This window comes from Streptomyces sp. NPDC058812 (assembly GCF_042744565.1).
In the GTDB taxonomy this organism is placed as follows: domain Bacteria; phylum Actinomycetota; class Actinomycetes; order Streptomycetales; family Streptomycetaceae; genus Streptomyces; species Streptomyces thinghirensis.
On the sequence record NZ_JBHYOB010000002.1, the window covers coordinates 203,665 to 229,563 of the forward strand.

The window sequence follows — 25,899 nt, forward strand, 5'->3', positions numbered from 1 at the left end:
ACGTTGCGTGTGTGCTTGAGGCATCCTTCGTTGATCGTTCTCTTCAGTTTTCCGACCGCTGTCCGGACGACGGTGAGATGTCCGTGCGGCACACCTGGGTGGTGCGCGAGGGCTCCACCGCCACCTCGTGGTTCGACGTCCGGCTGACGTTCCCCGACGGCGCTCGGGTGGAGGCGCTCGCCGTGCTGTCCGGTCAGGGTGTGCGGGTCGAGGACGTACGGGCCGAACCACCGCTGTCCCTCGACGACCTGGCCGTGCTCGCCGAGTGGCTGGAGAACCCGCTCTTCGAGGCCTGCGTGCCGGTCTCCGGCGGCGCCGCACCGGCCGCGCCCCGGCGGGCCCGGCCCGCGTGGCCGCGCGGCAGGGAGGGGTGCCGGCTCGTCGCACAGGAGTACCGGGCGGCCCGGGACGTGGGCGGCGACCCGGTCCTCGCGGTGATGCGCGCGACCGGGTACAGCCGGCGGAAGTCACTCAGGCTGATCGGCCAGGCGCGCGACGAGGGCTTTCTGGCCCCGCGTCGAGCACGGCGCTGAAGCGCCGCCGACGGTCCGTCACAGCATCCCGCGCATGCGCGAGATCTCGCTCGTCTGCTGGGCGACCACGTCGTCGGCCATCTCCTCGACCTGCACGTTGTTGCCCTGCGACTTCACGTCCGTGGCCATGGTGATCGCCCCTTCGTGGTGAGTGATCATCAGCTTGAGGAAGAGCTGGTCGAAGGCCTTGCCCTTCGCCGCGCGCAACTTCTCCAACTGGGCCTCGGTCGCCATCCCCGGCATCGCGGCGTGGTCGTGACCGCTGCCGGACTCCTTCTCGCCGTGGTTCTTCAGCCAGCCCTTCATCGCCTCGATCTCCGGTCCCTGCGCGGCCGAGATCCGTTCGGCGAGCTTCTCGACCTGGCTCGACTCGGCCTGCTTCGGCACGAGTTCGGTCATCTCCAGTGCCTGGGCGTGATGCTGGATCATCATCCGCGCGTAGGAGACGTCCGCCGAGTTGGGGGAGTCGTCGTCGGCGCGCTGCTTCTCGGCCTCCTCGGCGGACAGTGTGCGGTTGCCCTCGCCCGGCTCGCCGGGAGCGATCACCGAAGGCCCGGCCGTGGCCGCCGACCCGGTGTCCGAACCGGAGTCGCAGGCCCCGAGCGCGAGCACGGCCAGTGAGGTCAGCGAGGCCGTGACGAGGGACGCTCGGGACAAGGTGGGACGAGAGGGCACAACGACCTCCTGTGGCAGGCGGGATGCGAGGCACCTTGTGGGTGCGATGACCGTCCTAGCACGCTTCCGCGCGCCACTGATCAAAAAACTTCATTGCGAGTTCGTTGCCCCCTGTTGATATGTGCATGGTGAAGACGATACTGCGGGGGTGCGTGAACCGTTCCGAAGGGAACGGACGTAGGGAGGAAACAGTGACCCTGTTCAACGACCCGCGAACGCGGCGCAGACGCCTGGGAGTCGCGGCTGCCGCCGCCGGACTCCTGTCCGCGCTGCTTACCGCCGGCCCGGCCGTGGCGACCCCCGACCCCGGGGACAGCCCGGCCGCGTCGAAGGAGGTGTCCAAGAGCGCGCGCGCCGAGGTGCGCGACGCCATCGAGAGCGGCGAGATACCCGGCCAGGACGAGACAGTCCACTCGGACAACATCGAGCACGTGGTCAACATCCCCAAGGACGCGCTGTCCGGCACCAATTCGGATCTGGCCTTCCAGGGCCGGTACGCCTTCGCCGGCAACTACGACGGCTTCCGCATCTTCGACATCAAGAACCCGAAGAAGCCGAAGACCGTGGCCCAGGTGCTGTGTCCCGGCTCGCAGAACGACATCTCCGTCTCCGGGGACCTGCTGTTCCTGTCGACCGACTCCTCGCGCAGCGACAGCAGTTGCAACAGCACCACGCAGCCCGCGACCGAGAAGTCCTCCTGGGAGGGCATGAAGGTCTTCGACATCAGCGACAAGCGGAACCCGAAGTACGTCGCCGCCGTCGAGACCGCCTGCGGCTCGCACACCCACACGCTGGTGCCCGAGCGCAGGAACGTCTACGTCTACGTCTCCTCGTACTCGCCGAACGCCGCCTACCCCGACTGCCGGCCGCCGCACGACGGCATCTCCGTCATCAAGGTGCCGCGCAAGGCGCCCGAGCGGGCGGCCGTCGTGGGCTTCCCGGTGCTGTTCCCCGGTGAGGGCCCCGACGGCGGCGGCAACCCGGGCGGGCCCACCAATCCGGGTGTCTCCAAGACCACCGGCTGCCACGACATCACCGTCCTGCCCTCGAAGGACCTCGCGGCGGGCGCCTGCATGGGCGACGGCATCCTGTTCTCCATCGAGGACCCCGAGCGCCCGAAGGTCATCGACCGGGTCCAGGACAACGTCAACTTCGCGTTCTGGCACTCGGCGACCTTCAACCAGAAGGCGAACAAGGTCGTGTTCACCGACGAGCTGGGCGGCGGCGGAGCCGCCACCTGCAACGCGGAGATCGGCCCGAACCGCGGCGCCGACGGCATCTACGACATCGTCGGCAGGGGCGAGAACCGCGAGCTGGTCTTCCGCAGCTACTTCAAGATCCCCCGCCACCAGGCGGACACCGAGAACTGCGTGGCCCACAACGGCTCGCTGATCCCGGTCAAGGGCCGCGACATCATGGTCCAGGCCTGGTACCAGGGTGGCGTGTCCGTCTGGGAGTTCACCGACTCCAAGCGTCCGAAGGAGATCGCCTACTTCGAGCGTGGCCCGCTGACCACGGACGGCATCACCACCGGCGGTTCCTGGTCCGCGTACTACTACAACGGCTACATCTACTCGAACGACATCGCCAAGGGCTTCGACGTCCTCAAGCTCAGCGACCGGCGCACCGACCCGGCCAAGCGGGTCCATCTGCGCGAGCTCAACACGCAGACCCAGCCGGACTACTTCGACTGATCGGGCACTCCGGTCGAGAAGAACCGCGACAGATCCGTGTCGCACGTCGTCCCGTCGGGCGCCTCGGCGTCCGGCGGGACACCCAGTTCCCACTCCAGCCCGTAGCGCTTGAACAACTCGGCGCGCAGCACCGGCACGGGCATCGGCACCCCTGGCACCAGGGCGGCGAAGACGGCGCCCATCAGCAGCGCGCGCAGCATCGGGTAGTCGCGGTCGATGTCCCGCGAGCCGTGCCGGGCCACGGTGTCCCGCAGCAGCTCCGCCAGCCGCCGCTGTTCCGGACAGGGCACGAAGCCCACCTCGGCCTGGAGCAGGCCCGCCATGTGCTGGCGCATGAGCACCGGCCGGTCCCGGGCGAGGCCCAGGATCGCGTCGATGGCCCGCGCCATCCGCTCCGGCCCCTCGGCGGTGCGCGGCTCCCGCTCCAGCGCCTCCTCCAGGGTGCGGTGCATCAGCCGGTGTACGGCGGACTGCACCAGCTGGCGCTTGCCGGGGAAGTAGTACGAGACCAGGCCGCGCGCCGAGCCCGCCCGGTCGGCGATGTCGCCCAGCGTGGTCGTCTCGTACCCGTGCTCTCCCACCAGCTCCACCGCGGCCTGCAGGAGCCGCTCCTTGGAACGCCTCCGCAACTCTTCATTGACCGAGGCGCTGCGCGGGGACATGCTGTACTCCTGCGTTGACTGGCTGGCAGCCAACTATACTCAGCGCGGGCGGGCGGACCCCAGTGGGCCAGGCCCGGCTACCGTCTGCCTCGGGCGACACGGGGGATCGTCCGAGGCGGGCGGACGCCCTGCTGGTTGCCCCGGGCTACGTGCTCGGCCGGAGGGGGCGGTCACCGCGCAAATCCGGTCGGCGCACCAGATCGAGTACGGGCAGCAGACCGGCCGGCCGCTCGGTCACCGGGAGATGGTCCACGAAGTGCACCCCGCACCCCAGGGCCGCCGCACCGCCGTCCGCCCGCCGGCTGTCACCGACCATCAGCGTCCGCCCCGGTTCGACCCCGAGCGCCGCGCAGGCGGTGGCGAACAGCCGAGGGTCGGGTTTGCGGATGCCGTGCTCGTACGACAGGACGTACGTGTCCACGTACCGGTCGAGGCCGTGCGCGCGGAAGACCGGACGCAGGTCCCAGCCGATGTTGCTGACCACGCCCACGGCGATCCCGTCCCCGCGCAGCGCGCTCAGCACCTCGGCGGCGTCGGGGTACGGGCGCCACGCTCCCGGTGCCATGTGCCGGTCGTACAGCGCGTCGTGCAGCCCCGGGTCCGGCAGCGGCACCTGCCGGGAGAGCCCGGTGTACGCGGCCCGGTGCGACTCGGAACCCAGGTCCCGGGCCTCCCAGGTATCGGCCAGTTCCTCCGGCACCCGCAGCGGAGGCGCGCCGCCCGGCAGCGCACCCGAAGCCTCCAGTGCTCGAGCCGTCTCGGCCAGCTCCGGTGCGGAAAGCGTCAGTCCGGTGCCGGCGAGTGCCGCGCGCAGCCAGGCGTCGGTGGACTCGACGCGGAAAAGGGTCCCCGAGAAGTCGAACAGGACGGCAGCCATGGGCGGATCCTACGAGGTGATGTTCCACCCCGGGGGAAGATCCCGGCCGCAGAAGACGCAGACGAAGTCCTCCTCGCGCACGACGGAGCACTCCCCGCAGGAGGTGCGGCGCCGGAAGACGACCTCGTGGGTGCAGCGGCCGGGGTGGGACAGACCGGCCCCGGCCAGGGCCTCGGCGACCGGATGCCAGGAGCTGAGGTCGGGGCGGTAGCCGGTGGAGTGGTCGCTGATCTCCGTGACCGTCCACGACCCGGCCACGAGGCCGAAGGCGGTCTCGCCCGCGCCCGGCACGTCCCGGCCGCCCGCACACGCCACGTGTTCGCTGCGGCGCGGAGCCAGTCGCGGCAGACCGTCCTGGCCGACGACGTAGGTGAACGGCTCAGCGGCCTCCGCCGGGCCCCGCTCCGTCACCCAGGCGTCGAGGTCGGCGGGCGAGCGGATGGCGTGTCCCTCGGTGCCGGGCCGGACGGCCGCCCGCCGCTCGGGCGGCCCCACGTAGCGGTAGGAGCGCCGGGGGCCGTGCGCCGGCGTGGTCACGGGTGCCGACGCCGGTGGATCAGTACCGCGACGGCCACGACCAGGGCGCCCAGGAGCCAGCCGCCGACGACGTCCGTGGCCCAGTGGACGCCGAGCCACACCCGCGTCACGCCGACCCCGGCCACGGAGACCACGGCCACGGCCAGTGCGGTCAGGCGCGGGGAGCGGGCGGCGCCGTAGTGGTGGAGGAGCCAGACCAGCAGGCCGCACACGAACGTGGCGGTCATGGCGTGGCCCGAGGGGAAGGCCGCGTAGTGCGCGGAGTCCACGGGGTCGGGCCAGACCGGACGGGCACGGTTCACCGCCGCCTTCAGGGCCTGCTGCAACAGGCTGCCCAGCAGACACGTCATCCCCAGCCACACGGCCGTCCACCGGTCCCCGCGCCGGAACCACAGCCACAACACCACCACCGCGCACAGCAGTCGCATCGTCCACGTGTCCCACACCCAGTCGGTGAGGATCCGCATGGCGTGCGTGATGCCCGGTTCGTCGACCGCCCAGCGGTGCGTCGTACCGGCGATGTCGTCGTCCAGGCCGATCAACGGGCGCCATTCCACGGCCACCAGGGTGAGCAGCAGCGCGGAGCACAGCGCCAGCGCCCAGGTGACGCGGAGGGCGGTGCGGGGCTGCGGTGGACTGGGCGGGGAGTCGACGGGCGGCGTCTGCATGCTGCGATACTCGCCGACCCGGGGGGCCCGGGGCCAATTTCCGGGGCGGGAGCGCGGCGAGTGACTACCCCAGCGCCCGGAGTCCCGGCACGAAAGCCACCAGTACCGGCACCACCGGTACCAGGGCGGCCGCCGCCGTCAGCCGCAGCCGCCGGGCCGCCGACAGCCGGTTCGGCGGCGTGAGCAACCGGTGCACGCGCTGCGGGACATGGGCCTGCGCGGTGGGGCACGGGCCGAACACGCCACGCTCCTCGTTGAGTTCGACCAGCGCCAGGGCGGTCGTCAGCCGGCCGAAGCGGCGGGAGGCCACGTCGTCAGCGGCCAGTTCGACCAGGCGGTGCATCTCGTCGCGGAACGCCGCGAACACCGGAACCTGCGGGAATCCGTCCGCCAGTGCGGACGAGCAGTGCAGCAGCCAGTCGTGCCGCGCCTGCGCGTGCCCCTTCTCGTGGGCCAGGACCGCGTCCAGCTGCCGGCCCTTGAGACGGCGCAACGCGGCGGTGGTGACGACCAGCTGCGGGGGAGTGCCCGGCAGCCACCAGGCGTCGGGCCGCTCACCCTCCAGAACGACGAGCGGGTCCGGACCGGGCACCTCGCCGGGCAACACCGGAGCGCGCAGCAGGAGTTCGGCCCGGCGCCGCCGACGCCGGGTACGGGCCCGTACGACCTCCCGGGTCAGCATCGCGGCGCTCCACAGTCCGCCGCAGGCCAGCGTGACGGCGGTCGTGTCCGCCCAGAGGCCGGAGGTGCCGAGCGCGTAGGCCTCGACCACCGGGCGCGGCGCCGTCGCGAACACGTGCCCGCCCACCGCGTGCCAGGCCGCGGCCGCGCTGAACGTCATCGACAGCGCGCAGCACACCAGCACGGCCGCCACCACGCACTGCCACACCCACAGCGCGACCACCGGTTCCCGGTCCGGCCAGTCGGCCCGGGCGAGCAGCCTGGGGGCGAGCACGGCGGTCAGGGCGGCGAGCAGCAGCAGTGCCGCGGGGAGAGTCATGGGGGCAGCCTATGAGCGTCGCACCGTCGGCAGTACGGCCCGCCGCGCGAAGTGACGCAGGCAACGGTTGCGTATCCGGTATGCCGGGTAGCCGGCGCGCGGCAGCCGGGGGTCACATGGTCAGCAGCATGGCCAGCATCGCGATCCCCATGGAGAGCCGGCAGGCTCGCGCCAGCTCCGGCCGGTCGCCCCAGCCGGCCGCCGAACCGGCCCCGGCCGCCGAACCGGCCCCGGCCCCGGCGACGACCGGCATCAGACGTACGCCGGTCAGCAGTACGTATCCGGTGAAGTAGAGCAGCAGCGCCCCGGTCAGCACGGGTATTCCGGAGGTGCCGTGGGCGTGGGCGGGGGAGCCGGCCATCACCACCGCCATGTAGACCATGGCCGCGGCCCCGACCAGATGGTGCAGATGGTGACGCCCGGACCGGGCCGACCACAGGGCGTGCACCCCCGCGGCACCGAACACCACCGCGTAGCCGGGCCAGGCCCATTCCGGCGGGGTGTACACCGCCGCGGGCACGGCCATGGCGGCCATGCCGAACCCCATGAGGGCTTCGCCGCCCGCGGCGCGGCGCTGCTCCTCGACGCTGCTGCGCATCCGCAGCAGGCAGTAGGCACCGGTCGCCGCGCAGAGCGCGACCAGCAGCCAGCCGGACGACGCCGGTCCGTGCACAGGTGCCTCCCCGCTCGACGCTCGACGGTCGTGCTCGACAGTCGGTCAAGAAACTGCCCGGGCCGTGCGGCGCGCACGCGAGCGCAAGGGTGTACACGGGGGGTTTTCGGGGGAGCGCGGCGCATCACCGCAGGTGGGCGAGGAGGTCGGCGTCAGATACAAGATAATGATCCACATGTTTTACGAGTAAAACACCTGTTAAGCTCAATCCCATGAGCAGTGCGACCCCCACCTCCGGTACCTCCCTCGGCCGACGTCTGCCCCTGACCGGTGTGCTGCGTCTGCGTCGGCCCTCCGAGATCTGGTTCAAGCCCGCCCTGAGTTCGGTCGCCGCCGTCGCCCCGCCCAACCTGGTCCTGCTGGCGCTCGGCCGGCTCGACCTGGCGATGTACACCATGGCCGGGTCGCTGTGCGCCCTCTACGCCCACAACCGCCCCTACGCCGCCCGGGCCCGCACCCTGGCCTGGGTGGTGCTCGGCATGCTCGGCGGCGTCGCCGTCGCCCTGGTCACCGCCTCGTTCACGCGCGACGCCGTCGTCCTCGTCACCGTCGGAGCCCTGCTGGCGGCCGTGCAGAAGGCCCTGTGCGACGTCACCCGAGTCGGCCCGCCGGGCAACGTGGTCCTGACCTTCATCAGCTCCGCCGCCCTGTTCGTCCCGCAGACCTTCGGCCAGATCCCCGGTCACCTGGCGCTGGCCACCGCCGCGGGCGCCTGGGCCTGGCTCGTCGGCATGGCGCCCGCCCTGGTCCGCCCGCACGGCCCCGAGCGCCGGGCCACCGCCCAGGCCCTGAACGCCGCCGCCTCGTACGCCGACACCGGCGGCACCGGCGACAGCCACGTCACCGCCCGCGCCGCCGGGTACGCCGCCGTGCAGGGCGCCTGGCAGACGCTGCTGTCCCTCCCCGCGACGGGTGCCCGCGCCACCACCCGGCACGCCCTGGAACACCTCGTCGTCTGTGCCGAGGTCGCGCTCGCCGCCCCCGCCGACGCGGACCCCGAGCGGCTGCGCACCTGGGCCCGCGCCCTGCGCGGCACCGGCCGGATCCCCCGCACCGGCGACACCCCGGGCGCCACCGCCGAACTCCTCGGCGTGGACGCCGAACTCGCCGCGCCTCCCGCCCCCTTGTGGCGGCGGCTCGGCCCGCTGTCCCCGATCGCCGCCCGCACCGCCCTCGGCTGCGCCCTGGCCGGCTACGCCTCCCTCGCCCTCGGCATCGGCCGCCCCTACTGGGCCCTGGTCACCGCCGCCGCGCTCTACCAGGCCAACATGACCCTGACCTGGAGCCGTGCCGTCCAGCGCGTGGTCGGCAACATCGCCGGGGTGCTGCTGTTCGCGGCCATCGCACCGCTCGCCCACCTCGGGCAGGCCCTCCTGGTCGTCCTCTGCCTCGCCCTCAACTTCGGCGCCGAGGCGCTGATCACCCGCAACTACTGGCTCGGCAGTGTCTGCGTGACCCCGATGGCGCTGCTCATCACGGAGTTCGCCGGCTACCAGGCGCCCGGTGACCTGATCACCGAGCGGGTGGTGGACACCCTCGTCGGCGCCCTGGTCGGCTTCCTGGCCGCCGTGGCCGTCACCAACCGGCGGGCCGGCAGCCGCGTCGGACAGGCGGTGACCGCCGCCGACCGCGCCCGCGAACGCGCCGCCCGCCTCCTGGCGGAGCCCGATCCCGCCCCCGGCGCCCTGGAGGCCGCCCGCCGGCAGCTGGCGGCCGCCCTCACCGACCTGCGGGCCACCGTCGACGCGGCGTCCGGCGAATGGTGGGGGCGCGCCCTGCCCCAGGAGAGGGTCGTGCTCGCCGAACAGTCCGGACACCGTACGCTCGCCGCAACGGTCCGACGCCAGGCAGCGCGTCCGGACCGGGACACGGGCACGAGAACGGAGGACGTACGGCCATGACCGCAACCGACGGGGGCTCGGCGACCGGGGGCGACGAGAGAGGCGGACCGGGCGGTGACACCGTCGCCGCGGTCGTACGGCAGTGGCGGGCCGTCCATCCCGACCTCGACACCGGCCCGATGGAGATCATCGGCCGCATCAACCGCTGCGCCGCCCTCCTCCAGCAGGCCGAGGACGCCCCGCTGCGCCGGGAGGGTCTCAGTCGCGCCGAGTTCGACCTGCTCGGCGCGCTGCGCCGCACCGGGCACGAGCTGACCCCCGGCGACCTGGCCCGCGAGACCTTCTCCTCCGGCGCCGCGGTCACCAAGCGCCTCAAGCAGCTCACCGAGCGCGGCCTGGTGGAGCGGCGCGGCGACACCCGCGACCGGCGGGTCGCCCACGTCCGCCTCACGGACGCCGGACGCGACCTCGTCGACGGCATCCTGCCCGAACAGCTCGCCTACGAGTCCGCCGTACTGTCCGGCGTCGACGGCCCGGAGCAGGGCGAGCTGGCGGCGCTGCTCGGGGCTCTGCTGGGCCAGCTGGAGGGCCGTCTGGGCGCCCTGCGGGTGTGACGAACCGGCCCCGGGCCCTCGGTTGCCGGACCGGGTGGCCGGGGCCCGTGGCTCAGCGCTCGTCGCCCGCCCGGTACACGCCGAACATCGCGCCCTGCGGGTCGCGCAGTACCGCGATGCGTGGTCCGTCGGGGGGCGAGGTGGGTTCCATGAGCACGGTGCCGCCGCTGTCGGTCGTGTCGACCGCGGCGGTGTCCACGTCCGCCACCGCGAAGTACGGCAGCCAGTGCGGCGGCACCTCGTGCGGGAACTTCTCGTCCATCGTCACCATGCCGCCGAAGTCCGCCCCGCCGATCCTCCACTGCGGGTAGCGGTCCGAGGTGGTGACGCTCCAGCCGAACACCGTGGTGTAGAAGTCGGCGGCCCGGTCGGGCTCCCGGGTCAGCAACTCCACCCAGCCCAGCGAGCCGGGCGCGTTGAACAGCCCGGCCCCCGGGAACGAGCGTGCCTGCCACAGCTGGAACACCGCCCCGGTCGGATCGGCGGCCACCACGAACCGGCCCGAGTCGAAGACGTCCGTCGGGCCCTGCGGGACCGCACCGCCGGCCGCCGTCACCTGGCGTACCGCATCGTCCGCGTCGCGCACGGCGAACGACACGTTCCACGCGACCGGCTGCGCCGGCTGGTACAGCGGTGTCAGGGCGGCGACCGCCGCGTCGCCGAGGCGGGCGATCGTGTAGCCGCCCGCCTGCTGCCGGGAGTCCGTCTCGGGGCGCCAGCCGAACAGCTTGGTGTAGAAGCGCTTGGCCGCCTCCAGATCGCTGGTCCCCAGCTCGGCCCAGCAGGGCCCGCCGGTCACCGGTTCGTGGAGCTTCATCGCTTGGGGCGTCCTTCCGCAGAGCCGGGACCGTCCGTCCCCCTCCAGCACGCTAAGGCCGGGCCCGGAGCGCGGCCATCCGGCGGGTACCGCCCCGGTGGCTCAGATTCCCGGCCGGTAGCGCAGCGGATGGTCCGCGGGCACCTCCACCAGCACGATCCGCGTGCCGTCCGGATCCTCGATCCACATCTCCACCAGTCCCCACGGTTCCTGGACCGGCGGCCGGACGATCTCGACACCCTTCGCGCGCAGCTCGTCGTGGGCCGCCGCCGCGTCCTCGACCTGGAGCCACAGCTTGAGCGCGGGGGCGAGCGGGGCTTCGGAGCGGCCGGAGACCTCCAGGAAGCCGCCGCCGAGGAAGTAGACGGTGCCTCGCTCGGGCCCGGTGCCGAACTCCCGGTGGACGGCGAGGCCGAGTTGTTCGCCGTAGAAGGCGCGGGAGCGGTCGGGGTCGGTGGGGCGGAGCAGGATCCGGCTGCTGAGTACATGCACCATGCGTCCCGAGACTACTGGCGGCGTTACTCTCATCGGTGCCCGCGCCGCGCCCGAGAACGAACCCGCGCCCGAGAACGAACCCGCGCCCGAAGACGAACCGTCGAGAACGAACCGGAGACGCCCCACATGGACACCGCCGCCAGCCCACTGACCTACCGCGACGCCACCGCCGCCGACGTGGACGACATCGTCGCGCTCATAGAGTCCGCGTACCGCGGGGATTCCAGCCGGGCCGGGTGGACCACCGAGGCGGACATCCTCCAGGGACAGCGCACGGACCCGGACGGGGTCCTGGAGGTCGTCAAGTCGCCGGACAGCCGGCTGCTCACCGTCGAGCGGGACGGCGGGATCGTGGCCTGCTGCCAGCTGGAGCACCGCGGGGCGCACGCCTACTTCGGCATGTTCGCCGTCAGCCCCGCGCTCCAGGGCGAGGGCCTGGGCAAGACGATCATCGCGGAGGCGGAGCGGCAGGCCCGCGAGGCGTGGGGCGTGACGGAGATGCACATGACCGTGATCTCCGTTCGCGAGGACCTCATCGCCTGGTACGAGCGCCGCGGCTACCGCCGTACGGGAGAGATGACCCCGTTCCCGTACGGCGACGAGCGCTTCGGCATTCCGCAGCGCGCCGATCTTCAGTTCGAGCTGCTGGTCAAGCCGCTGGCGTGACGTGCGTGCGCCGTGACGCTCACGCGGTGAAGCGGCCGGTGCGTTTGATCTCCGGGTAGTCGGTCGTCGCGCCGTCGAGGCCGAGGGCGCGCACCAGCCGCAGGTGGTCCTGCGTGTTGACGGTCCAGGAGAAGACCCGCAGGCCCGCCTTCCGGGCCCGCTCCACGATCTCCAGGGTGATGCGGTTGATGTCCAGGCACAGCGTGCCGGCGCCGGCCTCGACGGCGCGGTCGACGACCTCGGGGCCGTAGTACTGCGCGACCAGCGCGGTCCGCACCCCCGGCACGAGCCGGGCGATCTCGACGATGGCCTCGTCGTGGAACGAGATCACCTCCACCCGGTCCACCAGGTCCCGCCGGTGCATCACCTCCGCGAGTGCGCGCGCCGCCGCCGCGTCCTTGATCTCGGCCTGCAACGGCACCGACACGGCGTCCAGCACCTCCTCGAAGACCGGGACCCGCTCGCCGCGGCCCGCGTCCAGCGCCCGCAGCTCCTCGAGGGTCTGCTCGGCGATCGCGCCCGTGCCGTCGGTGGTGCGGTCCACGTCCGCGTCGTGCATGACGACGAGCGCGCCGTCCTTGCTCAGGTGCAGGTCCAGTTCGACGACGTCGAGGCCGGCCTGCTCGGCGGCGACGAAGGAACGCAGGGTGTTCTCGGGTTCGACACCCATCACTCCACGGTGACCGATGGTGAGGAAGTTCAAGGCTCGACTCGCTTCCGTCGACGTCGGCGATGGCAGGGCGGCAGCCTAACGGCCCTGCGGGACCGTTTCCCCTCTGCCGCGCCTGGTATCCGGACTCCGGCATCCCACAGGAAAAAATGCGGTGAAGGGCAGGGTCGGGCAGGATAATTTACGGAGGCCCCCCTTGCTGGGAGAAACCTCGTATGCGTACGGTGTCCTGACGCGAGCTTCTCCCGTGGAGGATGGGACATGACGGAAATTCTTGTGCAGGTGGGTGTGGAGGAGAACATTCCTCCGGCGAGCAGGGTGGTGGAGCACCCGGCGTGGCCCGTGCTCAAGGATGCCGTGGAGCGGATCCGGCCATGGCAGTCCAAGGACGGGTCGATCGACTTCGACGCCGAGGGCGCGCCCGACCGGGCCGCCGCCGAGGACGCCGTGCGCCGTGTCGCCGGCGCCGTCGAGGAGCTGTCCCCGCTGCTTCCGCACGACCGCGCCTACCACGAGGCCCTGGTGACGGACCTCGGCCGCTGGGCCGACGGCGGTTTCCAGGTGCCCGACTTCCTGGACTCGCTGCTGGCCTTCCAGCCCGCCGCGAGCCGCGCGGACGGCCTCCAGCACCTGGTCGTCTTCCCGATGTACACGCAGAACGGCAACCCGGACCGCAACCTCGAAGCGGTCGTGCTGCGCATGGTCTGGCCCGACTGGCTGGCCGAACTGGAGCGCACCCGCTACGACAACCCGCTGTTCTGCGGCATCACCTTCGAGGACTTCACGGCCGGCTACGACACCAACTCCGCCGTCCTCTTCCCGGAGACCATCGCCGTGCGCGAGGCGCCCGAGCGCTTCTCCTGGGGCGGCATCTTCTGCGACCGCGAGGCCGCCCGCTTCCGCCGCGTCACCGAGGCCGCCGTCGGCATCCTGGGCCTGGAGCTGCCCGAGGACGTCGCCGCGATGGTGCACGACCAGAAGCGCTGCGAGGAGGCCTTCGTCCTGTGGGACATGGTCCACGACCGCACCCACAGCCACGGCGACCTGCCCTTCGACCCCTTCATGATCAAGCAGCGCCAGCCGTTCTGGATGTACGGCCTGGAGGAGCTGCGCTGCGACCTCACCGCCTTCAAGGAGGCCGTGAAGCTCGCGGACGAGGGCGTCCCGCAGGCCCGTGACGTGCAGTACGCCGTCCTCTTCGACCGCATGTTCCGCTTCCCGGTCACCGGCGAGCGCCAGCGCAACTACGACGGTCTGGGCGGCCAGCTCCTCTTCGCCTACCTGCACAAGCACGACGTCGTGCGCTGGACCGACAACAAGCTCTTCATCGACTGGCAGCGCGCCCCGCAGGTCACCAACCAGCTGTGCGCCGAGATCGAGAAGCTCTACCGCGACGGCATCGACCGCCCGAAGATCGTCCACTGGTTCGCCGGCTACGAGCTGGTCTCCACCTACCTCGCCCCGCACCCGGGCTCGAAGTGGGCGAAGGGCCCCGACGCCCTGGACCTGACGCTGCCGCCGCGCAAGCTCGTCGATGACGTGCTTCCGGACGAGTTTCCGCTGAGCATGTTCTACGAGGCACTGTCCAAGAAGCTGAAGAACGTGATCGCCTCGACCAAGGGCATCACGGCGACGTCGGACGGCGCCGAGCGGGCCGCCGCGTGAGCGACGGCACGGACAGGCAGACACAGCAGGCTCGGGAGGCGAGGACCATGGGGAACGGGACGCTCGACGGCGCGGTGATCGCGGTGGCCGGAGCGGGCGGACCCGCCGGACGGGCCGCGCTGCTGCGGCTCGCCGAGGCGGGTGCGACGGTCGTCGGCTCGGACAACGACCCGGAGCGGCTGGCGGAGGCGGTGGACGCGGCGCGCTACGCGCACGGCGGCGCCTCGGTCACCGGCGAGAAGGTCGATCTGCTCGACCTCGACTCCACCCGTGCGTGGGCCGACCGCATCGAGAAGGACTTCGGCCGGGTCGACGGCGTGGTCCACCTCGTCGGCGGCTGGCGCGGCAGCCAGACCTTCACCAAGACCGACCTCGGCGACTGGGACCTCCTGGAGAAGCTGCTGATCCGCACCGTGCAACACACCTCCCTCGCCTTCCACGAGGCGCTCCAGCGCAGCGACCGCGGCCGCTACGTCCTGATCAGCGCGGCCGGCGCGAGCAACCCCACCGCGGGCAACGCCGCCTACTCGGCCGCCAAGGCCGCCGCCGAGGCGTGGACGCTGGCCATGGCGGACTTCTTCCGCAAGGCGGGGGGCGAGCAGGGGCCGACGTCCGCGGCTGCGATCCTGGTGGTCAAGGCGTTGGTGCACGACGCGATGCGCGCCGAGCGCCCCAACGCGAAGTTCGCGGGCTTCACGGACGTGCGTGACCTCGCCGAGGCCGTCGCCGGAGTCTGGGAGAAGCCCGCCGCGGAAGTGAACGGAAACCGTCTGTGGCTGACCGAGAAGCCGTGAACCCACCGAAGACCGACGCGCGTCGCCATCACGACCCCGAGGTCCGCGGTTTCGCCAGTGACAACTACGCCGGCGCGCACCCCGAGGTGCTCGCCGCGCTGGCGCTGGCCAACGGCGGGCACCAGGTCGCGTACGGCGAGGACGAGTACACCGAGAACCTCCAGCGCGTGATCCGCGGCCACTTCGGCTCCGGCGCCGAGGCGTTCCCGGTCTTCAACGGCACCGGCGCCAACGTCGTCGCCCTCCAGGCGGTCACCGACCGCTGGGGCGCGGTGATCTGCGCCGAGAGCGCGCACATCAACGTCGACGAGGGCGGCGCTCCCGAGCGCATGGGCGGCCTGAAGCTGCTCACCGTGCCCACGCCCGACGGCAAGCTCACGCCCGACCTGATCGACCGGCAGGCGTACGGCTGGGACGACGAGCACCGCGCGATGCCCCAGGTCGTCTCGATCACCCAGAGCACCGAACTGGGCACGCTCTACACGCCCGACGAGATCCGCGCCATCTGCGAGCACGCCCACGCGCACGGCATGAAGGTGCACCTGGACGGCTCCCGGATAGCCAACGCCGCCGCCTCCCTGGACGTGCCCATGCGCACGTTCACCAACGCGGTCGGCGTGGACCTGCTCTCGCTCGGCGGCACCAAGAACGGCGCGCTGTTCGGCGAGGCGGTCGTGGTCCTCAACCAGGACGCCGTGCGCCACATGAAGCACCTGCGCAAGCTGTCCATGCAGCTCGCCTCCAAGATGCGCTTCGTGTCGGTGCAGCTGGAGGCGCTGCTCGCCAAGGACCTGTGGCTGCGCAACGCCCGGCACGGCAACGAGATGGCCCAGCGCCTGGCCGAAGGTGTGCGCGCCGTGCACGGCGTGGAGATCCTTTACCCGGTGCAGGCCAACGCGGTCTTCGCCCGGCTGCCGCACGAGGTGAGCGAGCGCCTGCAGAAGCGGTTCCGCTTCTACTTCTGGGACGAGGCCGCCGGCGACGTGCGCTGGATGTGCGCCTTCGACACCACCGAGGACGACGTCGACGCCTTCGTCGCCGCCCTCAAGGAGGAGATGGCGCGCTGACGGACCTGCCTCGCGCTATGCATAGGTATGCGGTCACCTGAAAAGTCATTGACTACGGGTGATCGCTTTCCTATGCTCTGCGGGCATGGAGCTGATCCAGAAAACCCCTGATCTGTCCGCCTACCTGGCCGCCGACGAGGTCATCGACCACGACCATCCGCGCGTACGGGAGGTGGCCGGGCGGCTCGCTCAGGAGGCGGAAGACTCGTATGCCTATGCGCGACTGGCCTTCGAGTTCGTGCGCGACACCATCCCGCACTCACAGGACTCCGGTGACCCCCGCGTCACCTGGCGCGCCTCCGACGTCCTGGAGCAGCGCACCGGCATCTGCTACGCCAAGGCCCACGCGCTGACCGCGCTGCTACGGGCCGAGGACATCCCGACCGCGCTGTGCTACCAGCGGTTCGACGTGGTGCACGGGCTGGTCGCCGTGCGGTTCAACGGTGCCTGGCACCGGCAGGACCCACGCGGCAACAAGCCCGGCGTGAACGCGCAGTTCTCCCTGGGGCGGGAGCAGCTGGCCTTCACGCCGGACACCGCGGCCGGCGAGGCGGACTACCCGGACCTGTACGCCGCGCCCCATCCGGCCGTGGTGGACGTGTTGAGGGCGGCCACCGACCGGCCCCACCTGTGGGCGACGCTGCCGCCCGCCCTGTGACGCGCTCGGCTCAGCGCGCCTCGGCCGTGCGCAGCTGCTCCTGCGTCGGCGCGGTACCGCCGAGATGGGCCGGCATCCACCAGGTGTCGTCCGCCCCCTTGGGGCGCGCCGGGTAGGCGCGCTGCGCGGCCTCCAGCAGCTCCTGCACCCGCCCGCGCAGCCGGCGGGTGATGGCGCCCGCGTACTGCTCGCGGGAGGCCTCCATGGCCTCGCCGACCCGGATCGTGATCGGGATGTGGCTGCGCTTGAAGTTGCGCGGGTGGCCCTTGGTCCACAGCCGCTGTGTGCCCCACAACGCCATCGGGATCAGCGGGACGCCCGCCTCCTGCGCCAGGCGGGCGGCGCCCGACTTGAAGCTCTTCAGCGTGAACGACTCGGAGATCGTGGCCTCCGGGAAGACTCCGACGATCTCGCCGGACCGCAGCGAGTCCAGGGCGTGCGCGTACGCCGCCTCGCCCTGCTTGCGGTCCACCGGGATGTGCTTCATGTTGCGCATCAGTGGACCGGAGACCCGGTGCCGGAAGACCGACTCCTTCGCCATGAAGCGCACCAGCCGCTTCTGGGGCAGCGCCGCCAGGCCGTCGAAGATGAAGTCCAGGTAGCTGATGTGGTTGCTCACCAGCACGGCGCCGCCCGAGCGCGGGATGTTCTCCGAGCCCTGGCAGTCGATCTTGAGGTCCCACACCTTGAACAGGGTGCGAGCGAGACCGATGGCCGGGCGGTAGGCGAGTTCTGCCATGGGCGGGTCGGACCCTTCCTTGTCAGCCTGGGAAGGGGGCTCCCAGTCGAAAGTTACGCAGCCGTAGGTTTACGGCTTTCGCAGATCGTGCCCCAAGAACGGCCGGTGTACCAGCCTTGGTGCCCGCCCGCGGCGAGATCCTCATCACTTCGTCGGCCGTTTCGTGGCCGAAACACGACGGTGAGCCGGGAATCCCAGGCGTCCCGCGAACGCTGCACCTGGGGACGACCGAGTGGTGGCGCGCGGGTCACGCGCGCCCAGGAGTGCCGCGATGGCGGCGGAACAGGGGCGAACGGGTGCGCGAGCAGGGCGACGGCGGGCGACTCGACACCTCCGGCGCGCGGCTAGACGCCTCCGGCGCGCGGCTCGACGCCTCCGGTCCGCGGCTCGACCCGGCCGACCTGGGCGCGGAGCTCGGCGCGCGCGCCACGCTCGTGCAGTTCTCCAGCGCCTTCTGCGCCCCCTGCCGGGCCACCCGGCGGGTTCTCGGTGAGGTGGCCGGCATGGTCCCTGGCGTCAGTCACGTCGAGATCGACGCCGAGGCCCGCCTGGAGCTCGTCCGCGCACTCGGGGTGCTCAAGACCCCGACCGTGCTGGTCCTCGACGCCGGCGGTCGCGTCGTGCGGCGCGCCGTCGGGCAGCCGCGCAAGGCGGACGTGATCGCCGCACTGGGCGAGGCGGTGTGACCACCGCCACGTCACCGGTGAGGCGTTCTCCACAGCCTCCGCATCCCAGGACGTATTTGACTGTGTGTGCCACCCGTCGTCAGCCTGCCCGTAGGCCCTCGCTCCCCGCCCCCCGGACCGAGGCGCAACGCAGAAGGACACCCCGTATGACGGTCACACCCGACGTCGCCGCGCCGCGGCTCGCCACCGCCGACCTGCTGCGGTCCGCCTTCCGGCGGCACGCGGCGGGAGTCGCCGTGATCACCGCCCGCGGTGACGCCGGCCCGGTCGGCTTCACGGCCACCTCCCTCACCTCCGTCTCCGCCGAGCCGCCGATGCTGTCGTTCGGCATCGGTACCGGCTCGTCCAGCTGGCCCGCCGTGTCCGAGGCCGAGTACGTCGGCGTCCACCTGCTCGGCGACCACCAGGAGGACCTGGCGGCCACCTTCGCCCGCAGCGGCGCCGACCGTTTCGCGGCGCCGACCGCCTGGCGCGAGGGGCCCGAGGGCGTGCCCGTGCTGGACGGCGTCCTCGCCTGGCTCGTGTGCCGCGTGGCCGGCCGGGTGCCCGCGGGGGACCACCGCATCGTGCTGGCCGAGGTTCTCCTCGGCGACCCCACGGGTGCCGGCAGTCCACTGCTCTACCACCAGGGGCGTTACAACGGTCTGCGTGACTGACCGGTCACCGGGGGCGCTTCCGCGAAGCCGTCGGGTTCCGGTTACGCTGCGTTGCGAAGGTCACAGTTCAAAGCGCTTGCTTAGCGGGAAAGAACTGGATGTACTGACGAGTAATATTCCGGGCGGAGCGCGGGTCGCCCCGACCGGGATCGGCCGCTTGGGGCGCCTATGCTGCCTGCAAGAGGCAGCACTGAAATGTCGACGCAGTAGGAGAGCCGGCGTGAGCTTGAGGATCGTTGTCACTGTGAAGTACGTGCCCGACGCCACTGGCGACCGGCACTTCGCCGATGACCTGACCGTCGACCGGGACGACGTGGACGGTCTGCTCTCCGAGCTGGACGAGTACGCGGTCGAGCAGGCGCTGCAGATCTCGGAGAACTCCGACGACGACGTGGAGATCACCGTCCTGACGGTGGGGCCGGAGGACGCGAAGGACGCGCTGCGCAAGGCGCTGTCCATGGGCGCGGACAAGGCGATCCACGTCGAGGACGACGACCTGCACGGCACCGACGCCATCGGCACCTCCCTGGTCCTGGCCAAGGCCGTCGAGAAGGCCGGCTACGACCTGGTCATCTCCGGCATGGCCTCCACCGACGGCACCATGGGTGTCGTCCCGGCGCTGCTCGCCGAGCGTCTGGGCGTGCCGCAGGTGACGCTGCTGTCCGAGGTCTCCGTCGAGGACGGCACCGTGAAGGGCCGCCGCGACGGCGACTCCGCCACGGAGCAGCTGGAGGCGTCGCTGCCGGCCGTCGTGTCGGTCACCGACCAGTCGGGCGAGGCGCGTTACCCCTCCTTCAAGGGCATCATGGCGGCCAAGAAGAAGCCGGTGGAGTCCTGGGACCTGTCCGACCTCGACATCGACGAGGACGAGGTCGGTCTCGAGAACGCCTACACGAAGGTCGACTCCGCGGCCGAGCGCCCGGCGCGCACCGCGGGCACGATCGTCAAGGACGAGGGCGAGGGCGGCAAGCAGCTCGCCGAGTTCCTCGCGGGCCAGAAGTTCATCTGAGCCCCGGATTCGCCGACCGCCCCTCACATCTCGCAAGCAGGAGAGAAGAAGTCCCATGGCTGAAGTTCTCGTCTACGTCGATCACGTGGACGGTGCCGTCCGCAAGCCCACCCTGGAACTGCTGACCCTCGCCCGCCGCGTCGGCGAGCCGGTCGCCGTGGCCCTCGGCAACGGCGCCGCCGACACCGCCGCCACCCTCGCCGAGCACGGCGCGGTCAAGGTCCTCACCCACGAGGCCGCCGAGTACGCCGACTACCTGGTCGTGCCGAAGGTGGACGCCCTCCAGGCCGCCCACGAGGCCGTGTCCCCGGCCGCCGTGCTGGTCCCGTCCTCCGCCGAGGGCAAGGAGATCGCCGCCCGCCTGGCGCTGCGTCTGGGCTCGGGCATCATCACCGACGCCGTCGACCTGGAGGCCGGTGACGAGGGCCCGGTGGCGACCCAGTCGGTGTTCGCCGCCGCCTTCACCACCAAGTCCCGCGTCTCCAAGGGCACCCCGGTCATCACGGTCAAGCCGAACAGCGCGGCCGTCGAGCCCGCCCCGGCCGCCGGCGCGGTCGAGGCACTGTCGGTGTCCTTCTCCGCCCAGGCGACCGGCACCAAGGTCACCGCGCGCACCCCGCGTGAGTCGACCGGCCGTCCGGAGCTGACCGAGGCCGCGATCGTCGTCTCCGGTGGCCGTGGCGTCAACGGCGCGGAGAACTTCGCGATCATCGAGGCGCTCGCCGACTCGCTCGGCGCGGCCGTCGGCGCCTCGCGTGCCGCGGTGGACGCCGGCTGGTACCCGCACACCAACCAGGTCGGCCAGACCGGCAAGTCCGTCTCGCCGCAGCTGTACATCGCCTCCGGCATCTCGGGCGCGATCCAGCACCGCGCCGGCATGCAGACCTCGAAGACGATCGTGGCGATCAACAAGGACGCCGAGGCCCCGATCTTCGACCTGGTCGACTACGGCGTGGTCGGCGACCTCTTCGACGTCGTCCCGCAGCTCACCGAGGAAGTCAAGACCCGCAAGGGCTGACATCCGCTCGCAGCACCGGCCGAGGCCCCCGCGACCGTCCTTCCTGGTCGCGGGGGCCTCGGCGTCTGCGCAGGATGGTGTTGACCGGCGAGAGACCGGCAGATAACTTCGCTCTACGGATTATTGATTCCGTTCAGCGGAAAACAGGAGGGTGTGGGATGGGTCAGCAGGAGAAGGTGGCGACGAGTCTCGCGGGCGGCGTCGGCGAGGAGATCAGTGCCTCCCTCGCGCCGGTCGACGCGGAGCTGGAGCGCCTCTACCCCGGAGACCCGGGCACCCGGCAGCCCGTCCACACCGTCTACGTCCCCGGTGACGTCTTCGCCGCCGACACGATCCGCTCCTGGGGTGATCAGGCGCTCGCCGCCCTCGACGAACACGCCCCCGACGCCGCCTCCTTCGCCGCCGCCCTCGGCCTCACCGACGACCTCGCCGAGCCCGTGTACACCCGTGTGCGCGCCAAGCTGGAGCGCGAGCCGATCGAGGACCTCCGCGTCGACTTCGAGGACGGCTACGGCAACCGCACGGACGCCGAGGAGGACCAGGCCGCCGCCCGCGCGGCCCGGCTGATCGCCGAGGCGTACCAGCAGGGCACGGCGGCCCCGTACATGGGCATCCGCATGAAGTGCATGGAGGCCCCGGTGCGCGCCCGGGGCATCCGTACGCTCGACGTGTTCCTCAGCGGCCTGATGGAGGCCGGCGGTCTCCCGGACGGGCTGGTCCTCACCCTGCCGAAGGTGACCTACCCCGAGCAGGTCACCGCCATGGTGCGGCTCCTGGAGGGGTTCGAGAAGGCGCGCGGCCTGGAGCCCGGCCGGATCGGCTTCGAGATCCAGATCGAGACCAGTCAGTCCATCCTGGCGGCCGACGGCACCGCCGCCGTCGCCCGCATGATCCAGGCCGCCGAGGGCCGCGCCACCGGACTGCACTACGGCACCTTCGACTACAGCGCCTGCCTCGGCGTCTCCGCCGCGTACCAGGCCAGCGACCACCCGGCCGCCGACCACGCCAAGGCGATCATGCAGGTGGCCGCCGCCGGCACCGGCGTACGCGTCTCCGACGGCTCCACCAACGTCCTGCCCGTCGGCCCCACCGAGAAGGTGCACGACGCCTGGCGCCTGCACTTCGGCCTCACCCGCCGCGCCCTCGCCCGCGCCTACTACCAGGGCTGGGACATGCACCCCGGCCACATCCCCACCCGGTACGCGGCGGTCTTCGCCTTCTACCGAGAGGGCTTCGAGCAGGCCGCCGCCCGTCTCGCCCGCTACGCCAACCGCACCGGCGGCGACGTCATGGACGAGCCCGCCACCGCGAAGGCCCTCAGCGGCTACCTGCTGCGCGGCCTGGACTGCGGCGCCCTCGACATCGGCGAGGTCGCCCGGCTGACCGGCCTGACCCGCGCCGACCTGGAGGGCTTCTCGTCCCCGCGGCGCGGTGACCTCACGGCATCGGCGCAGTAGGCGGCGGCTGGGTGCGGGGGAGGGGCTCGCCGGTCCGGCCGGAGCGCACGTACCGCTCCAGGCCGGACGCGGTCACCCGCTTCTCCTCGGCGAACAGCCGCGTCCCCCGCGCACACAGCCGCCGGTCGGCCCGCGCCCGCGCGCAGAACTCCTCGGGCGTCGTCCCGAACAGCTCCCGCAGCCGGGCCGACCCCCGCAGCAGCTCGGTGATCAGGACGCGCTGATCGCCCGGGTGCCGGCGTGGTTCTCCGGCGCCGTCGTGCAGGACGCCGTGGCGGTTGACGTAGGCGTACGCGCCGCGCAGCACCGTGCCGTCCCAGTCCGCCGGCTCGACACGCACGTCGGGTGCCGGGAGCCAGACGCGGTCGAAGTTGCCGGACGCCATCGGCACGCCCTCGCTCGCGTCGATCACGGCCAGCTGCTCGGCGTCGAGCCAGAGGACGAACAGCTCCCGTACGACGCCCGGGGCGCCCACCGGCGAGGCGGACACGTAGCCCATGCGGCTCACATGGGCGGACACTCCGATGTCGACGCCGGTGACCCGCGTCCTGACCATCGGGATCGGCGAGTCGATCCCGAACTCGGCCATCTTGTGCCGCAGCTGGCCCGGGCTGGCGTTGGAGCCGATCGCGAGCACGGGAACCCTGCCGTCCCGGTCCTCGTGGACCGGCCCGTCCAGCGGCAGCAGCCGGTCCCCGTCCAGCAGCCCCGACTCCCGGGGCCACGCGCCCGGGTACAGCAGCGGCTCCTCCCGCGGCACGCCGGCCAGGCCGAGCGCCCGCAGCGTCCGGTCCTCGCCGGTGGGGCGTGCGGGCGCGCGGCCGCTCCGCGGGGGCCGGGGCGGCTGGGCAGGGCCCCCGCTCAGTGGTTTCGACACGGGCCGCTCAGTCCGCCGGTGGCAGCTCGCCCGAGCCCCGGGTGACCAGCCTGGTCGGCAGTTCGATGCGATCGGGCGCGATCAGGGTGCCGTCCAGCTGCCGGAAGAGCCGCTCGGCGGCGGTGCGGCCGAGGGCCGCCGCGTCCTGGGCGACCACGGTGACGCCCGGCTGGAGCAGGTCGGCCAGCTCGATGTCGTCGAAGCCGACCAGGGCGACGCCGCGCGCGTGCTCGGCGAGGACGCGGATCACGGTCACCGTCACCCGGTTGTTGCCGGTGAAGATCGCGGTGACCGGGTGCGGGTCGGTGAGCATCTCCTCGGCCGCCCGGCGTACCCGCACGGGGTCGGTGACGCCCAGCGACATCCAGGAGTCCTTCACCGGTATGCCGGCGTCCTCCATGGCGGCCCGGTAGCCGCGCAGCCGCTCGGCGGCGGTGTGGATGCGGGGCATGTCGCCGATGAAGCCGATCCTGCGGTGTCCGTGAGCGATGAGGTGCGCCACGCCGTCGCGGGCGCCGCCGAAGTTGTCGGACACCACCACGTCCGCGTCGATCTGCCCCGCCGGACGGTCCACGAACACCGTGGCGACGCCCGCCTTCAGCTCCGGCTCCAGATACCGGTGGTCGTCCCCGGCGGGAATCACCACCAGCCCGTCCACGCGCCGCGCGCACAGCGCCAGCACCAGCTCCTGCTCGCGGTCCGGGTCCTCCGCGCTGGACCCGTTGATCAGCAGGGCGCCGTGGGCGCGGGCCACCTCCTCCACGGCACGGCTGAGCGGCCCGTAGAAGGGATCGGCCAGGTCCTCCAGGACCAGGCCGATGCTGGCGGTGCGGCCCTTGCGGAGCACTCGCGCGCTGTCGTTGCGGCGGAAGCCGAGCGCGTCGATGGCCTCCTGGACGCGGCGCTCGGTCTCCGGGGTGACGCCCGGCTCCCCGTTGACCACCCGGGAGACGGTCTTGAGACCGACCCCGGCCCGGGCGGCGACGTCCTTCATGGTCGGGCGGTTGCCGTAACGGTTCCCGGGGAGGCGGTCTGCGCGGCGGGTCGCGTCGGGCACGATGCGGTGTCCTGTCCTGTCGTCCACGGGAGTGCGTCGGCTCCTGTCGTCCACGGGGGATGTGTCGGTCATGCGTTTGTATGAGGATGTGGCGTCGAGCATAGAGCCTGGACAACGTTGTCAGATGCGGGAGACACTGTCCATCGCACTCTCCGGCCCTCGTCCCCACCGTGGGGCCGGACCGCTGCGCGCTCTTGTGTTCGTCATTTTTTGCTTTTTTCGGTCCGACGGGGAGATCCGACTCTGATGCACACCGACCTCGTGGCAGCGCTGGACATCGGCGGCACCAAGATCGCCGGGGCGCTGGTGGACGGCCACGGCCGCATCCAGGCGCGCGCGCAGCGTGCCACGCCCGCCCGGGAGGACGGCGACACCGTGATGCGGGCCGTCGAGGCGGTGCTCGGGGAACTGACCGCGTCGCCGCTGTGGGGCCGGGTGACGGCCGTCGGCATCGGCAGCGCCGGCCCGGTGGACGCCTCCGCCGGCACGGTCAGCCCGGTGAACGTGCCCGGCTGGCGTGACTACCCGCTCGTCCGGCGGGTCCGCGCCGCCGCCGGTGACCTGCCGGTCGAGTTGATCGGCGACGGCGTGGCCATCACGGCGGCCGAACACTGGCAGGGCGCCGCCCGCGGCCACGACAACGCGCTGTGCATGGTGGTCTCTACGGGCGTCGGCGGCGGTCTGGTCCTGGGCGGCCGGCTGCACCCCGGCCCGACCGGCAACGCGGGCCACATCGGCCACATCAGTGTGGACCTGGACGGCGATCCGTGCCCGTGCGGTGCGCGCGGCTGCGTGGAGCGCATAGCGAGCGGCCCCAACATCGCGCGGCGCGCCCTCGACGCCGGCTGGCGCCCCGGACCGGACGGCGACACCTCCGCCGCCGCGGTCGCCGCCGCCGCCCGCCTGGGCGACCCCGTCGCCGTGGCCTCCTTCGAACGGGCCGCGCAGGCACTGGCCGCCGGCATCGCCGCCACCGCGACCCTCGTCGAGATCGACATCGCCGTGGTCGGCGGAGGCGTCGGCAAGGCGGGCGACGTGCTCTTCGCTCCCCTGCGCAAGGCCCTGACCGACTACGCGACCCTGTCCTTCGTGCAGCGCCTGGCCGTCGTGCCCGCCCAGATGGGCACGGACGCGGGGCTGGTGGGGGCGGCCGCGGCGGCACTCACGATGACGGCGGGCGCCACTCCGGCGCGGGTCTGAACCGAACACGGGGTGGTGCCGCGAGCACCGGGTGGTGCCTGCGTGTCAGTGGTGTCTGCATGTCGGGTGGTGCCTGTGTGTCGGGTGGTGCCCGCGCGTCGGCATCGGGCCGACCTCGAACCGATGCGTGTTCGTGTGCGCGCGGGCGTGGGCGGGCGGGTGCGCGGGGCGCGCCGATGAGTGGCCGGCAGCCCGAGCGCGGGAGTACGAGCGCGGGACACCCGGGCCCGGCAGGCGGAAGGGCGGCAGACGGAGGCCGGCCGGGCCCGGGGCCCCGAGCGGGGAGCCCGGGGTCGATTCCGCCGCTCCCGGGCCCGCACCCGTGACCCCGACGCCGTCGCGCAGTTGAAGCAGGCATGAAGAAGCGCAGCATGCTCGCCATCGCGTCCCTCGCCACCGGTTTCGTCGTCGCGGCCGTCAGCCCCTCTCACGCCGCCCCGAGCGACCTCCCGCTCAACCTCGACGTGCAGGACACCGTCAGCACCGTCCAGGACACCGTCGCCGTCGACAGCCTGGACGTGGACGACGACGCCCTCGGGCAGCTGGGCTGACGCACACCGCCCGTCACGCACCACCCGGCCCACACGGCGCCGG

The 25,899-nt window shown here is 72.2% G+C and carries 29 protein-coding genes; 16 read left to right on the top strand and 13 right to left on the bottom strand.

Annotated elements, in window-relative coordinates; genetic code table 11:
• Nucleotides 1-77 precede the first annotated feature (77 nt).
• Nucleotides 78-533, top strand: a complete 456-nt coding sequence (locus tag ACFW48_RS04960; RefSeq protein WP_386310527.1) for a DUF6214 family protein — start codon at nt 78-80, stop codon at nt 531-533.
• Between the two features lie 18 nt (nt 534-551).
• Here ACFW48_RS04960 and ACFW48_RS04965 read toward each other — a convergent pair whose 3' ends face one another.
• Entirely contained in the window at nt 552-1,208 is a 657-nt protein-coding gene (locus ACFW48_RS04965; RefSeq protein ID WP_386310529.1) for a DUF305 domain-containing protein, read from the bottom strand.
• 191 nt (nt 1,209-1,399) lie between these two features.
• Between ACFW48_RS04965 and ACFW48_RS04970 the strand changes: the two genes are divergently transcribed.
• Nucleotides 1,400-2,902, top strand: coding sequence for an LVIVD repeat-containing protein (locus ACFW48_RS04970; protein WP_386310531.1), 1,503 nt, complete (start codon nt 1,400-1,402; stop codon nt 2,900-2,902).
• On the opposite strand, the gene ACFW48_RS04975 is transcribed toward ACFW48_RS04970, so the two are convergent.
• From ACFW48_RS04975 to ACFW48_RS05000, 6 genes are all read right to left on the bottom strand, one after another.
• Nucleotides 2,890-3,564: a TetR/AcrR family transcriptional regulator gene (locus ACFW48_RS04975; protein WP_386310532.1), complete on the bottom strand. Its 675-nt coding sequence runs from the start codon at nt 3,562-3,564 to the stop codon at nt 2,890-2,892. The genes ACFW48_RS04970 and ACFW48_RS04975 overlap by 13 nt on opposite strands.
• A gap of 145 nt (nt 3,565-3,709) precedes the next feature.
• Nucleotides 3,710-4,441 (bottom strand): HAD family hydrolase, encoded by a 732-nt coding sequence (locus ACFW48_RS04980; protein WP_386310534.1) that lies wholly within the window; start codon nt 4,439-4,441, stop codon nt 3,710-3,712.
• A 9-nt stretch (nt 4,442-4,450) separates the two neighbouring features.
• The gene (locus tag ACFW48_RS04985; RefSeq protein ID WP_386310536.1) at nt 4,451-4,978 is read right to left on the bottom strand and encodes a hypothetical protein; all 528 of its coding nucleotides are present in this window, start codon (nt 4,976-4,978) and stop codon (nt 4,451-4,453) included.
• A complete protein-coding gene (locus tag ACFW48_RS04990) occupies nt 4,975-5,646 on the bottom strand; it encodes a phosphatase PAP2 family protein (protein ID WP_386310538.1) in 672 nt (223 codons plus the stop codon). The genes ACFW48_RS04985 and ACFW48_RS04990 overlap by 4 nt, the downstream gene beginning before the upstream one ends.
• 64 nt (nt 5,647-5,710) lie before the next feature.
• Nucleotides 5,711-6,646 carry a M56 family metallopeptidase gene (locus ACFW48_RS04995; RefSeq protein ID WP_386310540.1) on the bottom strand — a complete coding sequence of 312 codons (936 nt, stop codon included), beginning with the start codon at nt 6,644-6,646 and terminating at the stop codon, nt 5,711-5,713.
• A 112-nt stretch (nt 6,647-6,758) separates the two neighbouring features.
• The gene (locus tag ACFW48_RS05000) at nt 6,759-7,319 is read right to left on the bottom strand and encodes a DUF5134 domain-containing protein (protein WP_386310542.1); all 561 of its coding nucleotides are present in this window, start codon (nt 7,317-7,319) and stop codon (nt 6,759-6,761) included.
• A gap of 212 nt (nt 7,320-7,531) precedes the next feature.
• Between ACFW48_RS05000 and ACFW48_RS05005 the strand changes: the two genes are divergently transcribed.
• On the top strand, nt 7,532-9,220 hold the full coding sequence (locus ACFW48_RS05005) for an FUSC family protein (RefSeq protein ID WP_386310544.1): 1,689 nt from the start codon (nt 7,532-7,534) through the stop codon (nt 9,218-9,220).
• Nucleotides 9,217-9,774: a MarR family winged helix-turn-helix transcriptional regulator gene (locus tag ACFW48_RS05010; protein ID WP_386310545.1), complete on the top strand. Its 558-nt coding sequence runs from the start codon at nt 9,217-9,219 to the stop codon at nt 9,772-9,774. The genes ACFW48_RS05005 and ACFW48_RS05010 overlap by 4 nt, the downstream gene beginning before the upstream one ends.
• Nucleotides 9,775-9,826: 52 nt before the next feature.
• Here ACFW48_RS05010 and ACFW48_RS05015 read toward each other — a convergent pair whose 3' ends face one another.
• On the bottom strand, nt 9,827-10,591 hold the full coding sequence (locus ACFW48_RS05015; RefSeq protein ID WP_386310547.1) for a VOC family protein: 765 nt from the start codon (nt 10,589-10,591) through the stop codon (nt 9,827-9,829).
• Nucleotides 10,592-10,693: 102 nt separating this feature from the next.
• The gene (locus tag ACFW48_RS05020) at nt 10,694-11,086 is read right to left on the bottom strand and encodes a VOC family protein (protein WP_386310548.1); all 393 of its coding nucleotides are present in this window, start codon (nt 11,084-11,086) and stop codon (nt 10,694-10,696) included.
• 126 nt (nt 11,087-11,212) lie between these two features.
• Here ACFW48_RS05020 and ACFW48_RS05025 point away from each other — a divergent pair, with 126 nt between their 5' ends.
• Nucleotides 11,213-11,752 (top strand): GNAT family N-acetyltransferase, encoded by a 540-nt coding sequence (locus ACFW48_RS05025; RefSeq protein ID WP_386310550.1) that lies wholly within the window; start codon nt 11,213-11,215, stop codon nt 11,750-11,752.
• A gap of 19 nt (nt 11,753-11,771) precedes the next feature.
• Here the strand turns inward: ACFW48_RS05025 and ACFW48_RS05030 are convergent, their stop codons facing one another.
• Nucleotides 11,772-12,455: a glycerophosphodiester phosphodiesterase gene (locus tag ACFW48_RS05030; protein WP_386310552.1), complete on the bottom strand. Its 684-nt coding sequence runs from the start codon at nt 12,453-12,455 to the stop codon at nt 11,772-11,774.
• A gap of 228 nt (nt 12,456-12,683) precedes the next feature.
• Here ACFW48_RS05030 and ACFW48_RS05035 point away from each other — a divergent pair, with 228 nt between their 5' ends.
• The 4 genes from ACFW48_RS05035 to ACFW48_RS05050 all read left to right on the top strand — a co-directional run bounded on the left by ACFW48_RS05035 (nt 12,684) and on the right by ACFW48_RS05050 (nt 16,606).
• A complete protein-coding gene (locus ACFW48_RS05035) occupies nt 12,684-14,087 on the top strand; it encodes a DUF6421 family protein (protein ID WP_386310554.1) in 1,404 nt (467 codons plus the stop codon).
• Between the two features lie 47 nt (nt 14,088-14,134).
• Nucleotides 14,135-14,881, top strand: coding sequence for an SDR family NAD(P)-dependent oxidoreductase (locus ACFW48_RS05040; RefSeq protein WP_386310556.1), 747 nt, complete (start codon nt 14,135-14,137; stop codon nt 14,879-14,881).
• The gene (locus ACFW48_RS05045; protein WP_386310558.1) at nt 14,878-15,948 is read left to right on the top strand and encodes a threonine aldolase family protein; all 1,071 of its coding nucleotides are present in this window, start codon (nt 14,878-14,880) and stop codon (nt 15,946-15,948) included. The genes ACFW48_RS05040 and ACFW48_RS05045 overlap by 4 nt, the downstream gene beginning before the upstream one ends.
• An 85-nt stretch (nt 15,949-16,033) precedes the next feature.
• Complete coding sequence (locus ACFW48_RS05050) at nt 16,034-16,606, top strand: transglutaminase family protein (RefSeq protein WP_386310560.1); 573 nt, start codon at nt 16,034-16,036, stop codon at nt 16,604-16,606.
• 10 nt (nt 16,607-16,616) lie between these two features.
• On the opposite strand, the gene ACFW48_RS05055 is transcribed toward ACFW48_RS05050, so the two are convergent.
• Nucleotides 16,617-17,345 (bottom strand): lysophospholipid acyltransferase family protein, encoded by a 729-nt coding sequence (locus ACFW48_RS05055; RefSeq protein ID WP_386310562.1) that lies wholly within the window; start codon nt 17,343-17,345, stop codon nt 16,617-16,619.
• A gap of 263 nt (nt 17,346-17,608) precedes the next feature.
• Here ACFW48_RS05055 and ACFW48_RS05060 point away from each other — a divergent pair, with 263 nt between their 5' ends.
• From ACFW48_RS05060 to ACFW48_RS05080, 5 genes are all read left to right on the top strand, one after another.
• Nucleotides 17,609-18,031 (top strand): TlpA family protein disulfide reductase, encoded by a 423-nt coding sequence (locus ACFW48_RS05060; RefSeq protein WP_386310564.1) that lies wholly within the window; start codon nt 17,609-17,611, stop codon nt 18,029-18,031.
• Nucleotides 18,032-18,177: 146 nt separating this feature from the next.
• Nucleotides 18,178-18,687 (top strand): flavin reductase family protein, encoded by a 510-nt coding sequence (locus ACFW48_RS05065; protein ID WP_386310565.1) that lies wholly within the window; start codon nt 18,178-18,180, stop codon nt 18,685-18,687.
• A 220-nt stretch (nt 18,688-18,907) separates the two neighbouring features.
• The gene (locus ACFW48_RS05070) at nt 18,908-19,696 is read left to right on the top strand and encodes an electron transfer flavoprotein subunit beta/FixA family protein (protein ID WP_121750475.1); all 789 of its coding nucleotides are present in this window, start codon (nt 18,908-18,910) and stop codon (nt 19,694-19,696) included.
• 55 nt (nt 19,697-19,751) lie between these two features.
• On the top strand, nt 19,752-20,714 hold the full coding sequence (locus tag ACFW48_RS05075; protein WP_386310567.1) for an electron transfer flavoprotein subunit alpha/FixB family protein: 963 nt from the start codon (nt 19,752-19,754) through the stop codon (nt 20,712-20,714).
• 158 nt (nt 20,715-20,872) lie between these two features.
• Nucleotides 20,873-22,171, top strand: coding sequence for a DUF6986 family protein (locus tag ACFW48_RS05080; RefSeq protein WP_386310569.1), 1,299 nt, complete (start codon nt 20,873-20,875; stop codon nt 22,169-22,171).
• Here ACFW48_RS05080 and ACFW48_RS05085 read toward each other — a convergent pair.
• Together ACFW48_RS05085 and ACFW48_RS05090 are read right to left on the bottom strand one after the other, a co-directional pair.
• The gene (locus ACFW48_RS05085; protein ID WP_386311110.1) at nt 22,152-22,955 is read right to left on the bottom strand and encodes a hypothetical protein; all 804 of its coding nucleotides are present in this window, start codon (nt 22,953-22,955) and stop codon (nt 22,152-22,154) included. The two genes, ACFW48_RS05080 and ACFW48_RS05085, sit on opposite strands and share 20 nt — an antisense overlap.
• A gap of 100 nt (nt 22,956-23,055) precedes the next feature.
• The gene (locus ACFW48_RS05090; protein WP_386310571.1) at nt 23,056-24,132 is read right to left on the bottom strand and encodes a LacI family DNA-binding transcriptional regulator; all 1,077 of its coding nucleotides are present in this window, start codon (nt 24,130-24,132) and stop codon (nt 23,056-23,058) included.
• A gap of 219 nt (nt 24,133-24,351) precedes the next feature.
• On the opposite strand from ACFW48_RS05090, the gene ACFW48_RS05095 reads away from it, so the two are divergent.
• Together ACFW48_RS05095 and ACFW48_RS05100 are read left to right on the top strand one after the other, a co-directional pair.
• The gene (locus ACFW48_RS05095; RefSeq protein WP_386310573.1) at nt 24,352-25,305 is read left to right on the top strand and encodes an ROK family protein; all 954 of its coding nucleotides are present in this window, start codon (nt 24,352-24,354) and stop codon (nt 25,303-25,305) included.
• Nucleotides 25,306-25,661: 356 nt separating this feature from the next.
• Nucleotides 25,662-25,856 carry a hypothetical protein gene (locus ACFW48_RS05100; protein WP_386310575.1) on the top strand — a complete coding sequence of 65 codons (195 nt, stop codon included), beginning with the start codon at nt 25,662-25,664 and terminating at the stop codon, nt 25,854-25,856.
• Nucleotides 25,857-25,899 lie beyond the last annotated feature (43 nt).